Source organism: Cognatundibacterium griseum (genome assembly GCF_014284195.1).
Classification (GTDB): domain Bacteria; phylum Pseudomonadota; class Gammaproteobacteria; order Burkholderiales; family Burkholderiaceae_D; genus Undibacterium; species Undibacterium griseum.
The window spans coordinates 208887-225253 of sequence record NZ_JACOGC010000001.1; the positions used below are offsets into that span (position 1 = coordinate 208887).

Genomic DNA, 16367 nt, shown 5'->3' on the forward strand with positions numbered 1-16367 from the left:
TAAAACCGGGCAGTATCGTCAGTAAACAGGAAAACCGATGCAATATCCGGTGTGTTCCTGACATTTAAACCGGTTTTCAGTGCATTTCGGCAGCAGATTGCCGCTGTTTTCGCCCTGATTGCATGACAAGGGAGTAAACTGCGGGTTTGTCTGTCGCATTCTTGTCGCATCCCGCGATTCGAGCGAACTTGCGAGTATCGCCATGTCTGAATCCACTTCTCCCATCTCTTTTTCCGATCTGCAACTGAGTGACGCGATTTTGCGCGCTTTGCAGGATGTCGGTTACGAAACCCCGTCGCCAATCCAGGCGGCCACCATCCCTTATTTGCTGGCTAACCGCGATGTACTCGGTCAGGCCCAGACCGGTACCGGTAAAACGGCATCGTTTGCCTTGCCGGTGCTGTCGCGCATCGACACCCGCCAGACCATACCGCAGGCGCTGGTGCTGGCGCCGACCCGCGAACTGGCAATCCAGGTGGCCGAAGCATTCCAGACGTATGCCCGCTATATCCCGGGCTTTCATGTGCTGCCGATTTACGGCGGCCAGAGTTACGGACCGCAATTATCGGCGCTGCGCCGTGGCGTGCATGTCGTGGTCGGCACGCCGGGTCGGGTTATTGATCATCTCGACAAAGGATCGCTCGATCTGTCGGCACTGAAAACTCTGGTGCTGGACGAAGCCGATGAAATGCTGCGCATGGGTTTCATCGACGATGTGGAACGCATCCTGCAGGAAACGCCGGAAACCCGGCAGACCGCCCTGTTTTCCGCCACCATGCCATCCGCCATCAAGCGCATTGCCCAGACCTATCTGAACCAGCCGGCGGAAGTCACGATCGCAGCCAAAACCGGCACGGCCGACAATATCCGCCAGCGTTACTGGCTGGTGTCCGGCATGCACAAGCTCGATGCCCTGACCCGCATCCTGGAAGCCGAAACATTTGACGGCATGATTATTTTCACCCGCACCAAGCAAGGTACCGAGGAGCTGGCGGAAAAGCTGGATGCGCGCGGGTTTTCTGCCGCTGCGATCAACGGTGACATCAACCAGCAGCAGCGCGAACGCACCATCCAGCAACTGAAGGACGGCAAGATCGATATCCTGGTAGCGACCGACGTGGCAGCACGCGGGCTGGATGTGGAGCGCATCAGTCATGTCATCAACTATGACGTGCCGTATGATCCCGAAAGCTATACCCACCGTATCGGCCGCACTGGCCGCGCCGGGCGCAGCGGCGAGGCGATCCTGTTCATCGCGCCGCGCGAAAAAAATCTGCTGAAAGCGATTGAGCGCGCCACCCGTCAGCCGGTGGCACCGCTGGAGCTACCGACTATCCAGACCGTCAACAATGTGCGCATCGCCCGTTTCAAGGAACAGATCACCACCACACTGGCGCAAGGCGGGCTGGAAGAATTTGCCGCAGTGATCGAAAGCTACGAACAGGAACACAATATTCCGGCAATGGAAATTGCTGCGGCGCTGGCAAAAATGGCGCGTGGCGATGAACCGCTGCTGCTCGATAAAAGCCGGCGTGATCCGAAACCCGATGAGAGCTGGCGCGATGAACGTCCGGCCCGCGGCGAGCGCCCTTCGCGCGACCGCGCTGACCGTTTTGAGCATGGCGAACGTGCCGAACGCGCGCCGCGCCGCGAACACAGCCCGCGCGTGGCGGAACCCGGCATGCGGACTTACCGCATCGCGGTCGGCCATGAGCATGGCGTCAAGCCGGGTAATATCGTCGGCGCGATTGCGAACGAGGCCAACATTGAATCGAAGTACATCGGCCGTATCGATATCTACGACGATTACACCGTACTCGACCTGCCGGACGATCTGTCAGCCGACATGCTCGACCATCTGAAATCGGTGCGCGTGGCGGGCCAGTCCTTGCGGATCCAGGCAGTCAGCGGGCAGGGCGCAAAAGCCGCCGCAGTAGCACCGGCCCGCAGCCCGTCATCAGCATCAGCACCGGCGGCAGTCAGAAGTCCGGTCGCGGAAAGCCGCCTGAATCAGGTCGTGGAGCGCGCTGCCCGCCATGTTCCGGCACCGTCGGAAGCCGAGCGCGCCGCCAAGCCACGCAAGGAAAAAACGCCGAAAGCGGATTTTCCGATGCAGACTTACCGCATCGAAGTCGGCAGCGCCGATGGCGCAACGCCTTCCAATATCGTTGGCGCGATTGCGAATGAAGCCGGATTAGAAGCGCGTTACATCGGCCGGATCGAGATTGCCGATCATCACAGCACGATCGATCTGCCGGATGGCATGCCAAAGGATTTGCTGAATTATCTGAAAGGCGTCTGGGTTGCAGGCAAGCAGATACGCATCAGTCCGGCAGGTGCCGGCGGGCATGAAAAGCCAGATTTCCCTGTCAAGCCGCGGGTGGCCGGGGGCGATCGCCGCGTGATGGAAAAACAGCAGGGCAAGCCTGCCGTCAAAGCAAAGCGTCCGCCGAAAAAATAAACGGACGACGTTGTCCGGCGCAGACCGCGCAACCGGCAGGGAAGGGTGCATCAGCCCCCGGCCCTGTCGGTTTTTTTATTAGCATATACATAAAAATATGTAATCAAACTACAAAATCAATAATTGTTTTTGGTAAGTGAATTAAATTTTGAGATGAATATTTTGCTGATTTAAAAGGTTTCCTTGTTTTTGTTTCAGTGTTAATGTACCTTTACTACAAAAATGACTGCGCTGGTCTGCGATATCCGGCAGTCGTCTGATGCAGTCGGTATTTCCCTATCAACACCGGAGACAAACCATGAAAACCCGCTTCATCCTGGGCTTGCTGAGCGCCCTGTATCTGCCTGCACAGGCGCAAACCGTTTCAGCCGTGCACCATCCCGACTGGGCCGGTAACGCCAGCATTTATGAGGCCAATATCCGCCAGCATTCGCCTCAGGGCAGCTTCCGTGAATTTGAGAAATACCTGCCGGAGCTGAAGAAAATGGGCATCGGTATTATCTGGGTGATGCCGATTAATCCTATCGGTGAAAAAAACCGCAAAGGCCCGCTCGGCAGCTACTACGCGGTGCGCGACTACAAAGCGGTGAATCCCGAGTTCGGCAGCGCTGAAGATTTCCGTCATCTGGTGCAGGCGGCGCATGCGCTCGGCATGAAAGTCATTATCGACTGGGTCGCCAACCATACGGCCTGGGACCATGACTGGGTCAGGACGCATCCTGAGTATTATCTGAAAGACGACAAAGGCAATTTCGTACCGCCGGTGGCGGACTGGCATGATGTCATCAAGCTGGATTACCGCCAGCCTGGCTTGCGGCACGACATGATTGATGCCATGCGTTTCTGGGTGACGGATTTTGATGTCGATGGCTTCCGCTGCGATGTTGCCGAAATGGTGCCGACGGATTTCTGGAACGAGGCGCGGGCGGCGCTGGAGCAGATCCGCCCGGTGTTCATGCTGGCCGAAGGCGAAGCACCCGATCTGCAGGAAAAAGCGTTTGACATGACTTATGCGTGGCAGCTCAAGGATGTGTTCGGCGACATCGCACAGGGTAAAAAAAATGCGAATGATCTGGCCGCTTATTACGCCGGACCGGAACAGCGCTTTCACCCGAATTCCTACCGCATGGTGCAGACCTCCAACCATGACCTGAACTCCTGGGAAGGCACGGAATACGAGCGTCTGGGCGATGCGACGGAGAGTTTTCTGGTGCTGTCGGCTCTGTTGCCGGGCATGCCTTTGCTGTATTCCGGTCAGGAAGCGGGCAACCATAAACGGCTGGAATTTTTCGAGCGCGATCCGATTGTCTGGAAGCCGCATCCTTTCCGCGATTTATACACCCGCCTATTCCATCTGAAACAGCAGAATCACGCGCTGTGGAACGGCACGGCAGGCGGTGCGCTGGTGCGTATCCCTAGTTCGGCGGACAAGGCTGTGTATGCCTTCCGGCGTGAGCAGGGCAAGGACCGGGTGGTGGCCATTTTCAATCTGAGCGCGCAGCCGCAGCAGGTCAGTTTTGCCGGCAATCTGCCTGCCGGCCAGTACCGCTCGCCATTCAGCCAGGGCAGCGTCAGTCTGAAAGCTTCGCAGCAGATGACGTTAAAGCCGTGGGAATACCGGGTGTTTGTGCAATAAGAACGACCTGCCGGTCAGCCTTATGGCCGCGCCAGCAAGGCTTTTCTGCCGCGCAGGCGCTGCAGCAGGGTGCCGAGCAGATCCAGATCGAGCGCCAGTGCCGCGTGGCTGACCGGCTGTTCGCCAGACAACGTGCGCAGCGTGCGGCGGCTGACCAGATGCAGACGCTGTTGCTGCGCCGCTGTCAGCACGGTGCTGCCGTGGCTTCCGGCGACAGCCGCGATCGGCATATTCTTGCCCCAGAACTGTTGCTGCCATTGCTTCAGCGCGGGCAGGCAGGCCGGATTCCAGCGGTTGCAGGAATTATCCCTGTGTTCCTGATCCGCTGCGAAAAAACTGTCCGCCAGACCGATCAGCGGCGTCTGGCAACGGTCTTCCAGTGCGTTTGAAATCAGCGTCAGCAGTGAGCGGTGGTAAGTCCCGGAAAACGCATCCTGCTGCTCGCGCTGCGCATCCAGCACGTCGATATGCAGTTGCGCAGGGCGTAGCTGGCCGCGCCGTATCGCTTCGCCGAAATACCGGCTGGCATCCTCCGTATTACAGGCCGGCGCAAGCAGGGAACAGCTGGCCACCGGCATATCGCGCAGGCCGTTCAGCAGCTGACCGCACAGCAGGGCGCCTGCCGAGTGACCGATCAGATGCAGCTGCGGACGGTTTGCCGGTGATGCGGCATCTGACAGCGTTTGCAGCGCGCGGATCAGCACATGCAATGCGCGCGGCGGATCGTCCGCTGCCGTTGCCTGCTGCGCCTGATGCCGGCACTGTGTCCAGCTTGCTTTGAGTCCGGCGGCATCGGCCCCGGCTTCCAGACGGCGGTCCGATGCCGCCTGTTCCTGCGCTGACAGATGCGCTGCGGTACCAGTGCCGATACCGGCTCCAGCCCCGGTTCCGGTTCCGGCCATTTGCTGCAGGCGTTCCGGCAGCGTGTCCATGCCATTATTCCAGTTCAGAAAAACCGGGTAGATCTGATTGGCCAGAAACCACGGTGCGAGCGCTGCAATTTGCTGTGCCTGCTGCTCTTCGCCGGCCAGACCGCTCATGGCGTAGATCGCCAGTTGCAAACGCGAGCGCAATCCTTGCGTGCGATGCCAGTCTTGTGCCGCCTGCACCACGTGGGCAATGCTGTCGGCAGCGCTGGCGAACGCCACCAGTCGCTGGATTCCGCGGGTGCCGCTGTCCATGACCACGCTCAGGTTATAGGCCTGATCGGTGGTCAGCGGGCTTAAGGCATGCTGACCGCGCTGCATGGTGCGGGCAGCTGGTGTGTAGCGGTAGGCGGGCAATGCCGGCAATCCGGCGTCGATGGCGACGGCGGTGTGCGCCGCCGGTTGCCGGTTGCCGTCTGCCGGTGGTACGCCGGTTCGCGCCGGAACGCCGATGGCAACGGTCCAGGCATCGCTGCCATGACTCAGCCAGTCGTCGTAGTCCAGAACCGCAAAACCCTGCTGTCCCCAGTCCGTTCCCCAGGAATTCTGCACCACAAAACCGTCCTCTGTATAACCGGTCAGCGCAAACGCATGACCGCCGGTATGCAGGCTGTGCGCGGGAATTCGCGGCAGCTGCGACAGTGTTGTGAATGACTGCTTCAGGTTGCGTACCTGGTTCCAGCCCGCATGGATGGTGGCCGAGACATAGATCGCGCCGGTCTGGGCAATCGCCGCCTGCATTGCCGTGATATCGCTTTTTTCAATCCGGTAATACACGCCCAGCGTGTGTTGCAAGGCGTCTTCCGCCCAGCCCGCATGCGGTGCTTCAAAGGCGGGCACACTGCCGTCTTTTCTGACTGTGTAAGGCCATAAACTGCGGCGGCAGACGCCATGCTTGTGCCAGCCTTTGAGCGCGCCGCGGCAGCTTGAGCCGCTGTAATCCTCGCCCGGCCATTCATCGTAAAACTGCGCCAGATGGTAAATCATGCGCGGGCTGACCTGGCGGTGCTCCGCGTCGCGCTGCCAGGTCAGATAATTGATGACTGCCGCCAGTCCAAAGCCGGTGCAGGCGCCATCGCTGCCCTGATCCAGCACCATGCCGGCTTTGACATAGGCGGCAAGCCGTCCGGCAAACCAGGCATCGTCCGGATACTGCGGCGGCAGATGCAGCACCGCCGGCGTGAACCCGCGGTCGCGGATATCGAGCCGGTCGGCACGGGCATCGAGCCGGACGGGAGTGCGGGCGGGTAAACGGAGGGATCTGGCAGCAGGCATCGGGCTTCTCCGGAACAGACGGCGGCCAATCAGGATCGGGTAAGGGTAATCCGGGCCGCGGTCAGGTTGCACTTAAAAAAATGCCCCGTGCTGAAAAACAAAGCAACGGGGCAGTGATGCATAGGCACGCGGGACACTGGTGTCTGCCGCGCCGCCGGATGCTTATTTCTTGGCAGCTTCTGCCGCAGCCGATGCCGGGGCAGGTGTCGCAGCAGCGGCGCTGGCAGGTGCTGCAGCAGGTGCCGGTGTGATCTCGATCTTCGCTTTCGCTTTCAGATCATCCAGCAGTTTTTTCAGATTCTGCTGCTGCAACTGCTGGCTCAGACCCGGCTTCACATCTTCAAGCGCAGGCACGGTGACCGGACGGCTGTCTTCCAGCAGGATGACGTGATAACCGAACTGGGATTTGACAGGCTCCAGCGTGAATTTACCTTTTTCCAGCTTGGCAACGGCATCGCCAAATTCCGGCACCATGCTGTGCGGATTGAACCAGCCCAGCTCGCCGCCTTTGTCTTTCGAGCCAGGGTCCTTGGATTTGACTTTGGCCAGCGCATCGAAAGATTTGATGTCTTTCTTGATTTTTTCGATGATGTCTTTGGCTTCGGCTTCAGTGGCTACCAGGATGTGGCGTGCCTTGAATTCATTGCCGCCGGCGGAGGTCTTGAATTTTTCGTATTCCGCTTTCAGCGCGTCGTCGCTGACAGTCGCGGTCTTCATGTAGTCCTTGACATAGGAATTCGCCAGAATCGACAGGCGCGCCATTTCGAGCTGTTCCTTGATTTCCGGTGCCTTGTCCAGACCTTTATTGGCGGCTTCCTGTGCGACCACGATCTGCATGGCCAGATTGTCGATCACCATCTTGCGGGTTTCCGGCGTGTCCGGCATGCCTTGCGCTGCCTGCTGCTGCATGATCTGGTCGAGCTGCTTCTTGCTGATCGGCGTGCCGTTGACGGTTGCTGCAACCGCTTCCTTGCTGTCGCTGGCGGCAACGGAAGCGCTGGAGGCGCTGGCAGATGCGGCCTGGTTTTTATCGTTGCAGCCGGAGAGTGCAAGCAGCGCAATCGCGCTGCCCAGAATGACACGGGATTTGATCGACATGAATTTTTCCTTCAGGTTGTACTGCTTTGCAGCGTAAATAAGGTGATTTGTCCCGGACCGGCCATCGTCACCGGCATCCGGTTGCATACCGGTTGCGGCCGGCAGACAAAATAAAAATGACGCTGAATTCTACCCGTATCACTGCCGGCTTGCCAGATTTTCACTTTTCGTTACTTTTCAGTCAGCACAGATGCCCGGTGCGGCATCGGCCCGCGATGGATTGTTCTACAATGCCGCTATACGCTGCACCGCCTGCAGCAAGCGGAAAGCTGCGCTGCCGGTGCCAGCGGAACAGGGATCAGCGCCAATATCAGAAACAGATCAGGAACAGATCAAAAACAGATCAGAAACGGGGTTTGACGATGGACGATCACGATACGCTGCCAGCCAGTCTGGCCGGGATGTTGCCGGTCGGCATGATCAGCGCGGGCGGCACGGCAGCAGCGGCCATGGCGCAGGTCGCGCAACGCAAGCGCGGCGTGCCGGGCTGGGAGGCGTTTCACTACGAGCGCCTGGCGAGCGGGGAATATGAAGTGACCGGCGGGCTGGCGGTGAATATCGGCGGCGTGAAAAAATTTCAGGGCGCGCACGATGTCATTTTCGTCAGCGAAGAAGAAATTCTGGCTGAAATGCGCGCCGCGCTGGAGCCGGTGATGGCCAGACCGGCGCCGCCGCCGGGCTTGTTGCAAACCGTTGCCACGCAGACCGTGTCGCCGCTGGCAGCCACCCTGCTGGAACAGAATCTGCTCGCCGCCGACATCGGCAGTCAGCGCGGTGCATACCATGCGCCTTACCTGAAAGTGGTGCTCAGCCTGCCGGAAGACGAGGCGGGCCGCCAGCGCGTGCTGCAGGCTTTTCACCTGCAGGCCAATCTGTTCGGCGCCCGGGTGCAGGCCTGTGCTTTGCAGGATAAACCTGACTAAAGCCAGCGGACGCTTCATCGCCACAATTCGCGGGTACAGTCCGCACACTTCCCATCATGCAGTGCAGCAAGCCGCCAGCGACTTGCGCCAGCGCAAATGCGTGGCATTTTCCGCTCTGCGCCCCGTCCTGCGCAATGCAAAGGCATTTGTGAGCGTACCGATATTGGAGGATACTGGCGCCTGATGCTGCAATGATCTTGCCATTCTTTTTTCGTCTCTGCCCATCCTTAGGAGAACGTATGTCCACATCGCATTTCGCAGAGCTGCTGGCTTATGCGCAAACCCACGCCGGTCCTGCCACCGTGCGCCAGGGGCCATTCATCAGTGTGTATTTTGAAAATACCGATCCCGACGAAATCATTGCCCGCGGCCCGGCCACGCTGTTTGCCCAGGCCAATGCGCACTGGCGTCTGCTGGAGCGTCCGCGCACGGAACGTGCGCCGGTTATCCGGGTCTTTAATCCGACTCTGGCGGAAGACGGTTTTGTCAGCGAGCACACGGTGGTGCAGATCGTGAACGACAACATGCCTTTTCTGGTCGATTCGGTCACGATGGCGATCAACCGCAGCGGCCGCACCGCGCACTGGATTGTGCATCCGCTGATGCATGTGCAGCGCGACGCGCAGGGCGGTGTCAGCGCAGTTGCCAGCGTCGCGGCAGATCTGGCGGCGGACCGCGATACGCCGGTCGAATCGCTGATCATGGTCGAATGCGACCGCATCGTCAGCGCGGCAGATCAGCAATTGCTGGCGCAGGAATTGCAGCAGGTGCTGGCCGATGTGCGCAGTGCCGTCGATGACTGGCGGGCGATGCTGGAGAGGGTGCGCGCCGCCAGCGACAGTTGCGAGCGTTATGCCGTCGTGGACAATGCGGACGAGGGCGTGGCGTTTTTACGCTGGCTGGAAGACCGCCATTTCACCTTTCTCGGCGCGCGCGATTATGCCCTGCAGCGCGACGGCGACCAGCTGACGCTGGTGGCGATACCGGAATCCGGGCTGGGAATTTTGCGCGGCAAAGTGCAGACCAGCCTGGCGCAGCTGCCGCCGGAAGTGGTCGCCATCATGGATTCGCAGGAAACCGTGCTGGTCACCAAGGCCATGACGCGCGCCACGATTCATCGTCCTGCATGGCTCGATTATGTGGCGATCAAACGCTATGACGAACAGGGTAAGGTCATCGGTGAATCGCGCTTCCTCGGGTTGTACACGTCCACCGCGTATTCGGTGCCGGTCAGCGACATTCCGCGTGTGCGGCAGCGGGTTGCCGCCGTGATGCAAAGTGCCGGTGTCGTGCCGGAAAGCCATGCCGCCAAGGCACTGCAGGCGATCCTGGACGATTATCCGCGCGATGAATTGTTCCAGATCGACACCGCCACCCTGACCGAACACGCGCTTGGCATCCTGCGTTTGCAGGAACGGCAGCGTACCCGGCTGTTCCTGCGGCGCGATCCGTTTGGCCGCTTTACCTCGGCGCAGGTATTTGTGCCGCGCGACCGCTACAACACCGAGCTGCGTGTCAAGATCAGCAATGAGCTGATGATTGCGCTCAATGGTCAGTCGATCGAATTCACCCCCATGCTGACCGACAGTCCGCTGGCCCGGATTCACTATCAGATCCGCGCCAGAGACCGGGCGCCGCAGAGCGTCAATCTTGGTGCGCTCGAAGCGCGCATTGCCCGGCTGGCGCAGCGCTGGGAAGACGACTGCACCGCCGAACTGCTGCGCACCCACGGCGAAGGCAATGGCCTGACGCTGGCGCACCGTTTTGCCAATGCGTATCCGACAGCTTACCGCGAGGATTTTTCGGCGCTGGTCGGTGCCGAAGACGCCGAAATGCTGGCCAGCCTGAGCCCGGCGCAGCCGATGGTGGTCAAGCTGTATCGTCCGCTGGATGCCGAATCCGGCCTGCTGCGCTTTAAGATTTACAACACCAGCAAAGTCGCTTTGTCGGATTCCCTGCCCGTGCTGGAACACATGGGCGCGCGCGTGCTGGATGAGCATCCTTACCAGATCGTGAACGGCGAGGCGCATCTGTGGATTCATGACCTCGGGCTGCAACTGCCGCCGGACACCGACCTGGCAGTGATCAAAACCCGTTTTGAAACCCTGTTTTCGCAGGCATGGAAAGGCGAAGTCGAAAGCGACGACCTGAACCGGCTGGTGCTGGTCACGACCCTCGACGCCCGTTCGATAGCCGTGCTGCGCGCCTGCTCCCGCTATTTCAAACAGCTTGGTTTTGCCTACAGCCAGAGTTATATCGAAGCTGCGCTGAACAAAAACGCCGCTATCACGCAGTTGATCGCCGAGTATTTCGGCGCCCGTTTCAAGCCGGATTTTGCCGGTGACCGCGCCAGCGCGCAGCAGCAGCTGGGCAGCCGGATCGAGGCCGAACTGGCACAGGTGGCGAGTCTGGATGAAGACCGGATTCTGCGTCAGTTCTTTGCCACCGTGCAGGCGACGCTGCGCACCAATCTGTGGCAGACCACGGCAGATGGCAGCTTCAAATCTTATATGAGTTTCAAGCTCAATCCGCGCGAAGTGCCCGGCGTGCCGGAACCCAAGCCGCTGTTTGAAATCTGGGTTTATTCTCCGCGTGTCGAAGGTGTGCATCTGCGCGGCGGCAAGGTCGCGCGCGGCGGTCTGCGCTGGTCGGACCGGCGCGAAGATTTCCGCACTGAGATACTGGGTCTGGTCAAAGCGCAGCAGGTCAAGAATACCGTCATCGTGCCGGTCGGCTCGAAGGGCGGTTTCGTACTGAAAAATGCCCCGCCGGCCACCGAGCGCGAGGCGTATCAGGCAGAAGGTGTGGCCTGCTACAAAATCTTCCTGTCCGGTCTGCTCGATATCACCGACAACATCGTGAAAGGTGCGGTGGTGCCGCCGGCGCAGGTGGTGCGGCATGATCCGGATGATCCGTATCTGGTAGTCGCCGCCGACAAAGGCACCGCGACTTTCTCCGATATCGCCAACGGTGTGTCGGCCGACTATGGTTTCTGGCTGGGCGACGCGTTTGCATCCGGCGGCTCGGTCGGCTATGACCATAAGAAAATGGGCATCACCGCACGCGGTGCCTGGGAATCGGTGAAGCGCCATTTCCGTTCCATGGGCATCAATACCCAGACCACGCCGTTCACTGTGGCCGGCATCGGCGATATGTCAGGTGACGTATTTGGCAACGGCATGCTGTTATCGGAACAGATCAAGCTGGTTGCAGCTTTCGATCATCGTCATATTTTCATCGATCCGTCGCCGGATGTTGCCGCGTCGTTCAAAGAGCGCCAGCGCCTGTTCAATTTGCCGCGCTCCAGCTGGGATGATTACGACAAGAGCCTGATTTCGGCTGGCGGCGGCGTGTATCCGCGCAGCGCCAAATCGATCCGGCTGAGTGCCGAAGCGCGCGCCGTGCTCGGTATTGATACCGAAGAGCTGGCGCCGGTGGAATTGCTGCGCGCAGTGCTGCAGGCGCCGGTCGATCTGCTCTACAACGGTGGTATCGGCACCTATGTCAAGGCCACGTTTGAAACCCATGCGCAGGTCGGCGACAAGGCGGGCGATGCATTCCGCGTGAATGGCAGCGAGCTGCGCTGCAAGGTGCTGGCCGAAGGCGGCAATCTCGGTTGCACCCAGAACGGCCGCATCGAATTTGCGCAAAAAGGCGGCCGCATTTATACCGATGCGATTGATAATTCCGCCGGTGTGGATTGCTCCGACCACGAGGTGAATATCAAGATCCTGCTCGGCGCGATCGTGGAAGCCGGCGACCTGACGCTCAAGCAGCGCAACGATCTGCTGGCATCGATGACGGATGAAGTCGGCCATCTGGTGCTGACCGACAATTACTACCAGACGCAGGCGCTCGACATCGCCGCGCATCGCCCCTTGTATGTGCTGGATGGTCAGCAGCGGCTGATGCAGACGCTGGAAAAACAGGGCAGGCTGAACCGTGCGATTGAATACCTGCCCAACGATGAGGAAATTTTCCACCGCAAGGCGCGCCGCCAGGGGCTGACCGCGCCGGAAGGCGCCGTGGTGCTGGCCTATGCCAAGATGTCGGTGTTTGATGAACTGGTCGCTTCTAATCTGCCGGATGACCCGTTCTTCAGCCGCGCGCTGAAAGCGTATTTCCCGCAGGTGCTGTCAGAACGCTTCGCCGCCGAAATTGCCGCGCATCCGCTGAAACGCGAAATCATTGCGACTTACATCACCAATACCGTGGTGAACCGCGCCGGTGCCACCTTCGTCAACTTCATCGCTGCCGAATCCGGCGCCAGCGCAGCCGATGTGATCCGCGCATTCACGCTGGCACGGGAGATTTTTGATCTCGAACCTTTGTGGGATCAGATCGACGTGCTCGATTACAAGGTCGAGGCCCAGCTCCAGCTCGATCAGTTGTCGAAACTGATTGCAATCACCCAGCGCGCTTCACGCTGGATGCTGCGCATCCGTTCCCAGAGCAGCGATCTGCCGACGCTGATCCAGCGCTACCAGCCTGCAGCCCGTGAATTGCGCTGGCAGCTCGACAACTGGCTGCCCGTCAGCGCACACGCCGCCTGGCAGCAGGAAGCACAGGCATTGGTGCAGGCCGGTGTCGAATCCACCCTGGCGCAAAATCTGACGGCGCTGGAATACATCTTCCCGGCGCTCGATCTGCTGGATTTGTCGGTGCATACCGGTAACGATATCGAGACCGTGGCGAGAGCGTATTTCGGGGTCGATGCCGAACTCGGTCTGTCCGGCTGGCGTGCGCAGATCAACCGGCTGCCGACGGATACCCTGTGGCAGACTCAGGCACGCGGCAGCGCGCGCGATGATGTGTATTCGATCGCCAGCCAGATCACACGTGGCCTGCTGTCACGCGAGGAAGCGTTGCCAGTCTGGCGCGAACGGCATGCCGCCGCGATTGAACGCCTGACACTGCTGCTGACCACCATCAGCGCCCAGAGCCCTGATCTGGCGCCGGTGTCGGTGGCGTTGCGCGAATTGCGGCATCTGGCGTGAACTCCCGCTCATGCCCCGCTGGCACGGGGCATGACGGGCAGGCTGGCTGATTCGTTCTGCGGCAATGTCAGTTCAAAAGCGTAACTGGCTCTTTGTCGCAGAAAACCGCGATTTTCGTAAAAACGGTGCGCCGGTTCACGCTGCACACCGGAACGTAGCCGTACCCGTTCGTAACGCCGGTCCTGCGCCCAGCTGAGCGCCTGTTCGAGCAGTCTGGTGCCGATACCCCGGCGATGACAGTCGCTGTGCACCACCAGCGTCGCGATTTCGGCGTAACCATTGCTGGCGATCAGCCTGACTCCGTGTATCTGGCACAGCCCGGCGATTTTTTCCTCCTGCTCGGCGACAAAGACCGCATTGTCCGGCCAGGCCAGCAGCGCCTGCAGGCGTGCCACGATGTCCGCCTCCGTTGACGGATAACCCAGATGCGGCATCAGTGCTGCCACCCCGGCACTGTCGGCAGCGTTCATTGCCCGTACCCTGAGGGCAGACGCTGGCGGGCCAGCGAGATCAGGATCATTGAAGAAGGTCATGTCTTTTTTTGCAAAATGTATCTGTTCATCCGAATATACTCGGGGGGAGTATTAATTTTCAGCCTTATTTTATATGGAGGATAAGGCATATTTTGCAGATACTCCCTGTTTCTTGAGTAACCCCTGAAATCCGGTTGCATGCAGGTTTGCTCAGCGCTAAATCCGATCAAAAATCGCCCGTCCGGTGCAGATAATTGACCGCAGCGGTATGCCGTTGCCGCTGCTGCTGCCGATATGGCACACTGCGGGATGTTGTAACAATAACAGACGCAGCCGGAAGCGCTCGCGCCGCAACAAGACCAGAATAACAATTCTCCTGGAGAAAATCATGCAGATATTCCGTTCATCCCATTTCCGCCTGCGCGCCGGCTGGCTGTTGCCGCTGTTGCTGGCCATGCCGGTGCAGGCAATCCGGGCGCAGGAACTCAGCGCCGCTGAAATCGCCGCCGTCCGCGGCGATGGCATTGACCACAACACCGCGCCGGGCAACGATTTTAACCGTTACGCCAATGGCGGCTGGGCGGACAAGGCGGTGATTCCCGCCAGCAAAACCAGTGTCGGTGTGTTTGATATGCTGGCGGATGAATCCGATGCCAGCGTGCTGGCCATCATGCGGCGCGCAACGCAGGCAGCGGACGGCAGCGCGGAGCGCAAAATCGGTGATTTTTTTCAGGCCTACCTGAACACCGAACGCATCCAGCAGCGCGGGCTGGCGCCGTTGCAGCCGCGGCTGGACGCGATTGCCGCAATCAACAATAAAACGGAACTGGCACGCTATCTGGGGCAGAATCTGCGCGCCGATGTCGATCCGATCAACAACACCCATGTCGAGACGGAAAACCTGTTCGGCCTGTGGGTGTCGCAGGGCTTGCACGATCATAAAAAATACCTGCCGTATCTGCTGCAGGGCGGGCTGGGACTGCCTGACCGTGAATATTACGTGTCGCTGAATCCCAAAATGACCGCTTTGCGCGTGCAGTACCAGCACTACATCGCCGCCATGCTGGCGCTGGCAAATGTGCCGCATGCCGAGCTGGCAGCGCGGCGGGTGTTTGATCTGGAAATGAAAATAGCCAAAGGCCATGCCTCGCGTGAAGCGACTTCCGATGTCCTGAAAGCGGACAACAGCTGGCGCAGAACCGAGTTTTCCAAAAAAGCGCCGGGGCTGGACTGGAATACTTATTTCGCCGCTGCCGGGCTGGAGGCGCAGCCGGTGCTGACGATCTGGCATCCCGGTGCGGTCAGAAATTCGGCAGCGCTGGCTGGCAGCGTATCGCTGGAAACCTGGAAAGAATATCTGGTTTTTCACGCCGTCAATCAGCGTGCCGGCGTGTTGCCGCAGGCGTTTTTTGAGCAAAAATTTGCGTTTTACAGTGCGCTGACCGGCGTTAAAGAGCCGCTGCCGCGCTGGAAATATGCGGTCAGTGCAACGAATGAAGCGCTGGGTGAAGAGGTGGGCAAACTCTATGTGCAGGATCATTTCTCCCCTGCTGCCAAAGAGCATATCCGTGGCATGGTGGATAATCTGCTGCAGGCATTTGCGCGCCGGGTGCAGGCGCTGGGCTGGATGTCGCCGCGCACCAAGGCCGAAGCGCTGGCAAAGATTCAGAATACCTATGTCGGCGTTGGTTATCCCGACCAGTGGCGCGATTACTCAGGACTGGTTGTCGAGGCCGACGATGCTTACGGTAACCGCGAACGGGCCGAGCTGTTCCAGTATCAGCAGGCGCTGGCAAAATTCGGCAAGCCGGTGGATGTGCGCGAATGGTGCATGAATCCGCAGCTGGTGAATGCGGTCAACATGCCGCTGCAGAATGCGATTAACTTCCCGGCGGCCTATCTGCAGTCGCCGAATTTTGACCTGCATGCCAGCGATGCCACCAATTACGGCGCAATTGGCGCCACCATCGGCCATGAGATCAGCCACAGTTTCGACAATTCCGGCGCCATGTTCGATGCCAGGGGCGAGTTGCGCAACTGGTGGAGCAAAGCCGATCTACAGCATTTCATGCAGTCGTCTAAAGCGCTGGCGGCGCAATTCAGTAGCTACCGTCCTTTCCCCGATCTGGCGGTGAACGGCCAGCAGACGCTGGGGGAAAATATTGCCGATCTGGCGGGCCTGACGGCAGCGTATGACGCCTATCACGCTTCGATGGCGAAAAAAGGGCAGGCGGTGACGGCTGACACCGAGCGCGAATTTTTCCTGTCTTATGCCCGTTCTTTCCGCAGCAAGGTCAGGGACGAAATCCTGCGCACGATAGTCATCACCAATGAACATGCGCCGGAACAATACCGGGTGCAGACGGTGAGGAATCTGGATGCCTGGTATCAGGCGTTTGATGTGCAGCCGGGGCAGGCTTTGTATCTGGCACCGGCAGACCGGGTTCGCATCTGGTAAATGCCGGTGCGGGATGACCCGCCGCAGGCAATCCGCCATCGGCAGGCTGTCCGGACTGGTTCCGCACAGTCTGGCCGTGCGTCAGCAGAAGCGGCCAATGTCGCTCATAATGTCAGCCAG

Annotated in this window: 9 protein-coding genes; 5 read left to right on the top strand and 4 right to left on the bottom strand. The window is 59.7% G+C overall.

Annotated elements, in window-relative coordinates:
• Positions 1–202: 202 nt before the first annotated feature.
• Positions 203–2461, top strand: a complete 2259-nt coding sequence (locus tag H8K27_RS00840) for a DEAD/DEAH box helicase (RefSeq protein WP_186861346.1) — start codon at positions 203–205, stop codon at positions 2459–2461.
• A gap of 298 nt (positions 2462–2759) precedes the next feature.
• The gene (locus tag H8K27_RS00845; RefSeq protein WP_186861347.1) at positions 2760–4097 is read left to right on the top strand and encodes an alpha-amylase family glycosyl hydrolase; all 1338 of its coding nucleotides are present in this window, start codon (positions 2760–2762) and stop codon (positions 4095–4097) included.
• Positions 4098–4117: 20 nt separating this feature from the next.
• Here H8K27_RS00845 and H8K27_RS00850 read toward each other — a convergent pair whose 3' ends face one another.
• Together H8K27_RS00850 and H8K27_RS00855 are read right to left on the bottom strand one after the other, a co-directional pair.
• Positions 4118–6298, bottom strand: coding sequence for a C1 family peptidase (locus tag H8K27_RS00850; RefSeq protein WP_186861348.1), 2181 nt, complete (start codon positions 6296–6298; stop codon positions 4118–4120).
• A 162-nt stretch (positions 6299–6460) separates the two neighbouring features.
• Positions 6461–7396 (bottom strand): peptidylprolyl isomerase, encoded by a 936-nt coding sequence (locus H8K27_RS00855; RefSeq protein WP_186861349.1) that lies wholly within the window; start codon positions 7394–7396, stop codon positions 6461–6463.
• A 362-nt stretch (positions 7397–7758) separates the two neighbouring features.
• On the opposite strand from H8K27_RS00855, the gene H8K27_RS00860 reads away from it, so the two are divergent.
• Positions 7759–8319, top strand: coding sequence for a hypothetical protein (locus tag H8K27_RS00860; RefSeq protein ID WP_186861350.1), 561 nt, complete (start codon positions 7759–7761; stop codon positions 8317–8319).
• Between the two features lie 54 nt (positions 8320–8373).
• Here the strand turns inward: H8K27_RS00860 and H8K27_RS00865 are convergent, their stop codons facing one another.
• The gene (locus H8K27_RS00865; RefSeq protein WP_186861351.1) at positions 8374–8523 is read right to left on the bottom strand and encodes a hypothetical protein; all 150 of its coding nucleotides are present in this window, start codon (positions 8521–8523) and stop codon (positions 8374–8376) included.
• A gap of 35 nt (positions 8524–8558) precedes the next feature.
• On the opposite strand from H8K27_RS00865, the gene H8K27_RS00870 reads away from it, so the two are divergent.
• Positions 8559–13316, top strand: coding sequence for an NAD-glutamate dehydrogenase (locus H8K27_RS00870; protein WP_186861352.1), 4758 nt, complete (start codon positions 8559–8561; stop codon positions 13314–13316).
• Positions 13317–13324: 8 nt separating this feature from the next.
• Here H8K27_RS00870 and H8K27_RS00875 read toward each other — a convergent pair whose 3' ends face one another.
• A complete protein-coding gene (locus H8K27_RS00875) occupies positions 13325–13849 on the bottom strand; it encodes a GNAT family N-acetyltransferase (RefSeq protein WP_186861353.1) in 525 nt (174 codons plus the stop codon).
• 328 nt (positions 13850–14177) lie between these two features.
• Here H8K27_RS00875 and H8K27_RS00880 point away from each other — a divergent pair, with 328 nt between their 5' ends.
• Positions 14178–16247, top strand: coding sequence for a M13 family metallopeptidase (locus H8K27_RS00880; protein ID WP_186861354.1), 2070 nt, complete (start codon positions 14178–14180; stop codon positions 16245–16247).
• Positions 16248–16367 lie beyond the last annotated feature (120 nt).

Excerpts from the sequence above, each read along its gene's own strand:
- H8K27_RS00840 (WP_186861346.1), top strand. The coding sequence starts at position 203 with ATGTCTGAATCCACTTCTCCCATCTCTTTTTCCGATCTGCAACTGAGT.
- H8K27_RS00845 (WP_186861347.1), top strand. The coding sequence starts at position 2,760 with ATGAAAACCCGCTTCATCCTGGGCTTGCTGAGCGCCCTGTATCTGCCT.
- H8K27_RS00850 (WP_186861348.1), bottom strand. The coding sequence starts at position 6,298 with ATGCCTGCTGCCAGATCCCTCCGTTTACCCGCCCGCACTCCCGTCCGG.
- H8K27_RS00855 (WP_186861349.1), bottom strand. The coding sequence starts at position 7,396 with ATGTCGATCAAATCCCGTGTCATTCTGGGCAGCGCGATTGCGCTGCTT.
- H8K27_RS00860 (WP_186861350.1), top strand. The coding sequence starts at position 7,759 with ATGGACGATCACGATACGCTGCCAGCCAGTCTGGCCGGGATGTTGCCG.
- H8K27_RS00865 (WP_186861351.1), bottom strand. The coding sequence starts at position 8,523 with ATGGCAAGATCATTGCAGCATCAGGCGCCAGTATCCTCCAATATCGGT.
- H8K27_RS00870 (WP_186861352.1), top strand. The coding sequence starts at position 8,559 with ATGTCCACATCGCATTTCGCAGAGCTGCTGGCTTATGCGCAAACCCAC.
- H8K27_RS00875 (WP_186861353.1), bottom strand. The coding sequence starts at position 13,849 with ATGACCTTCTTCAATGATCCTGATCTCGCTGGCCCGCCAGCGTCTGCC.
- H8K27_RS00880 (WP_186861354.1), top strand. The coding sequence starts at position 14,178 with ATGCAGATATTCCGTTCATCCCATTTCCGCCTGCGCGCCGGCTGGCTG.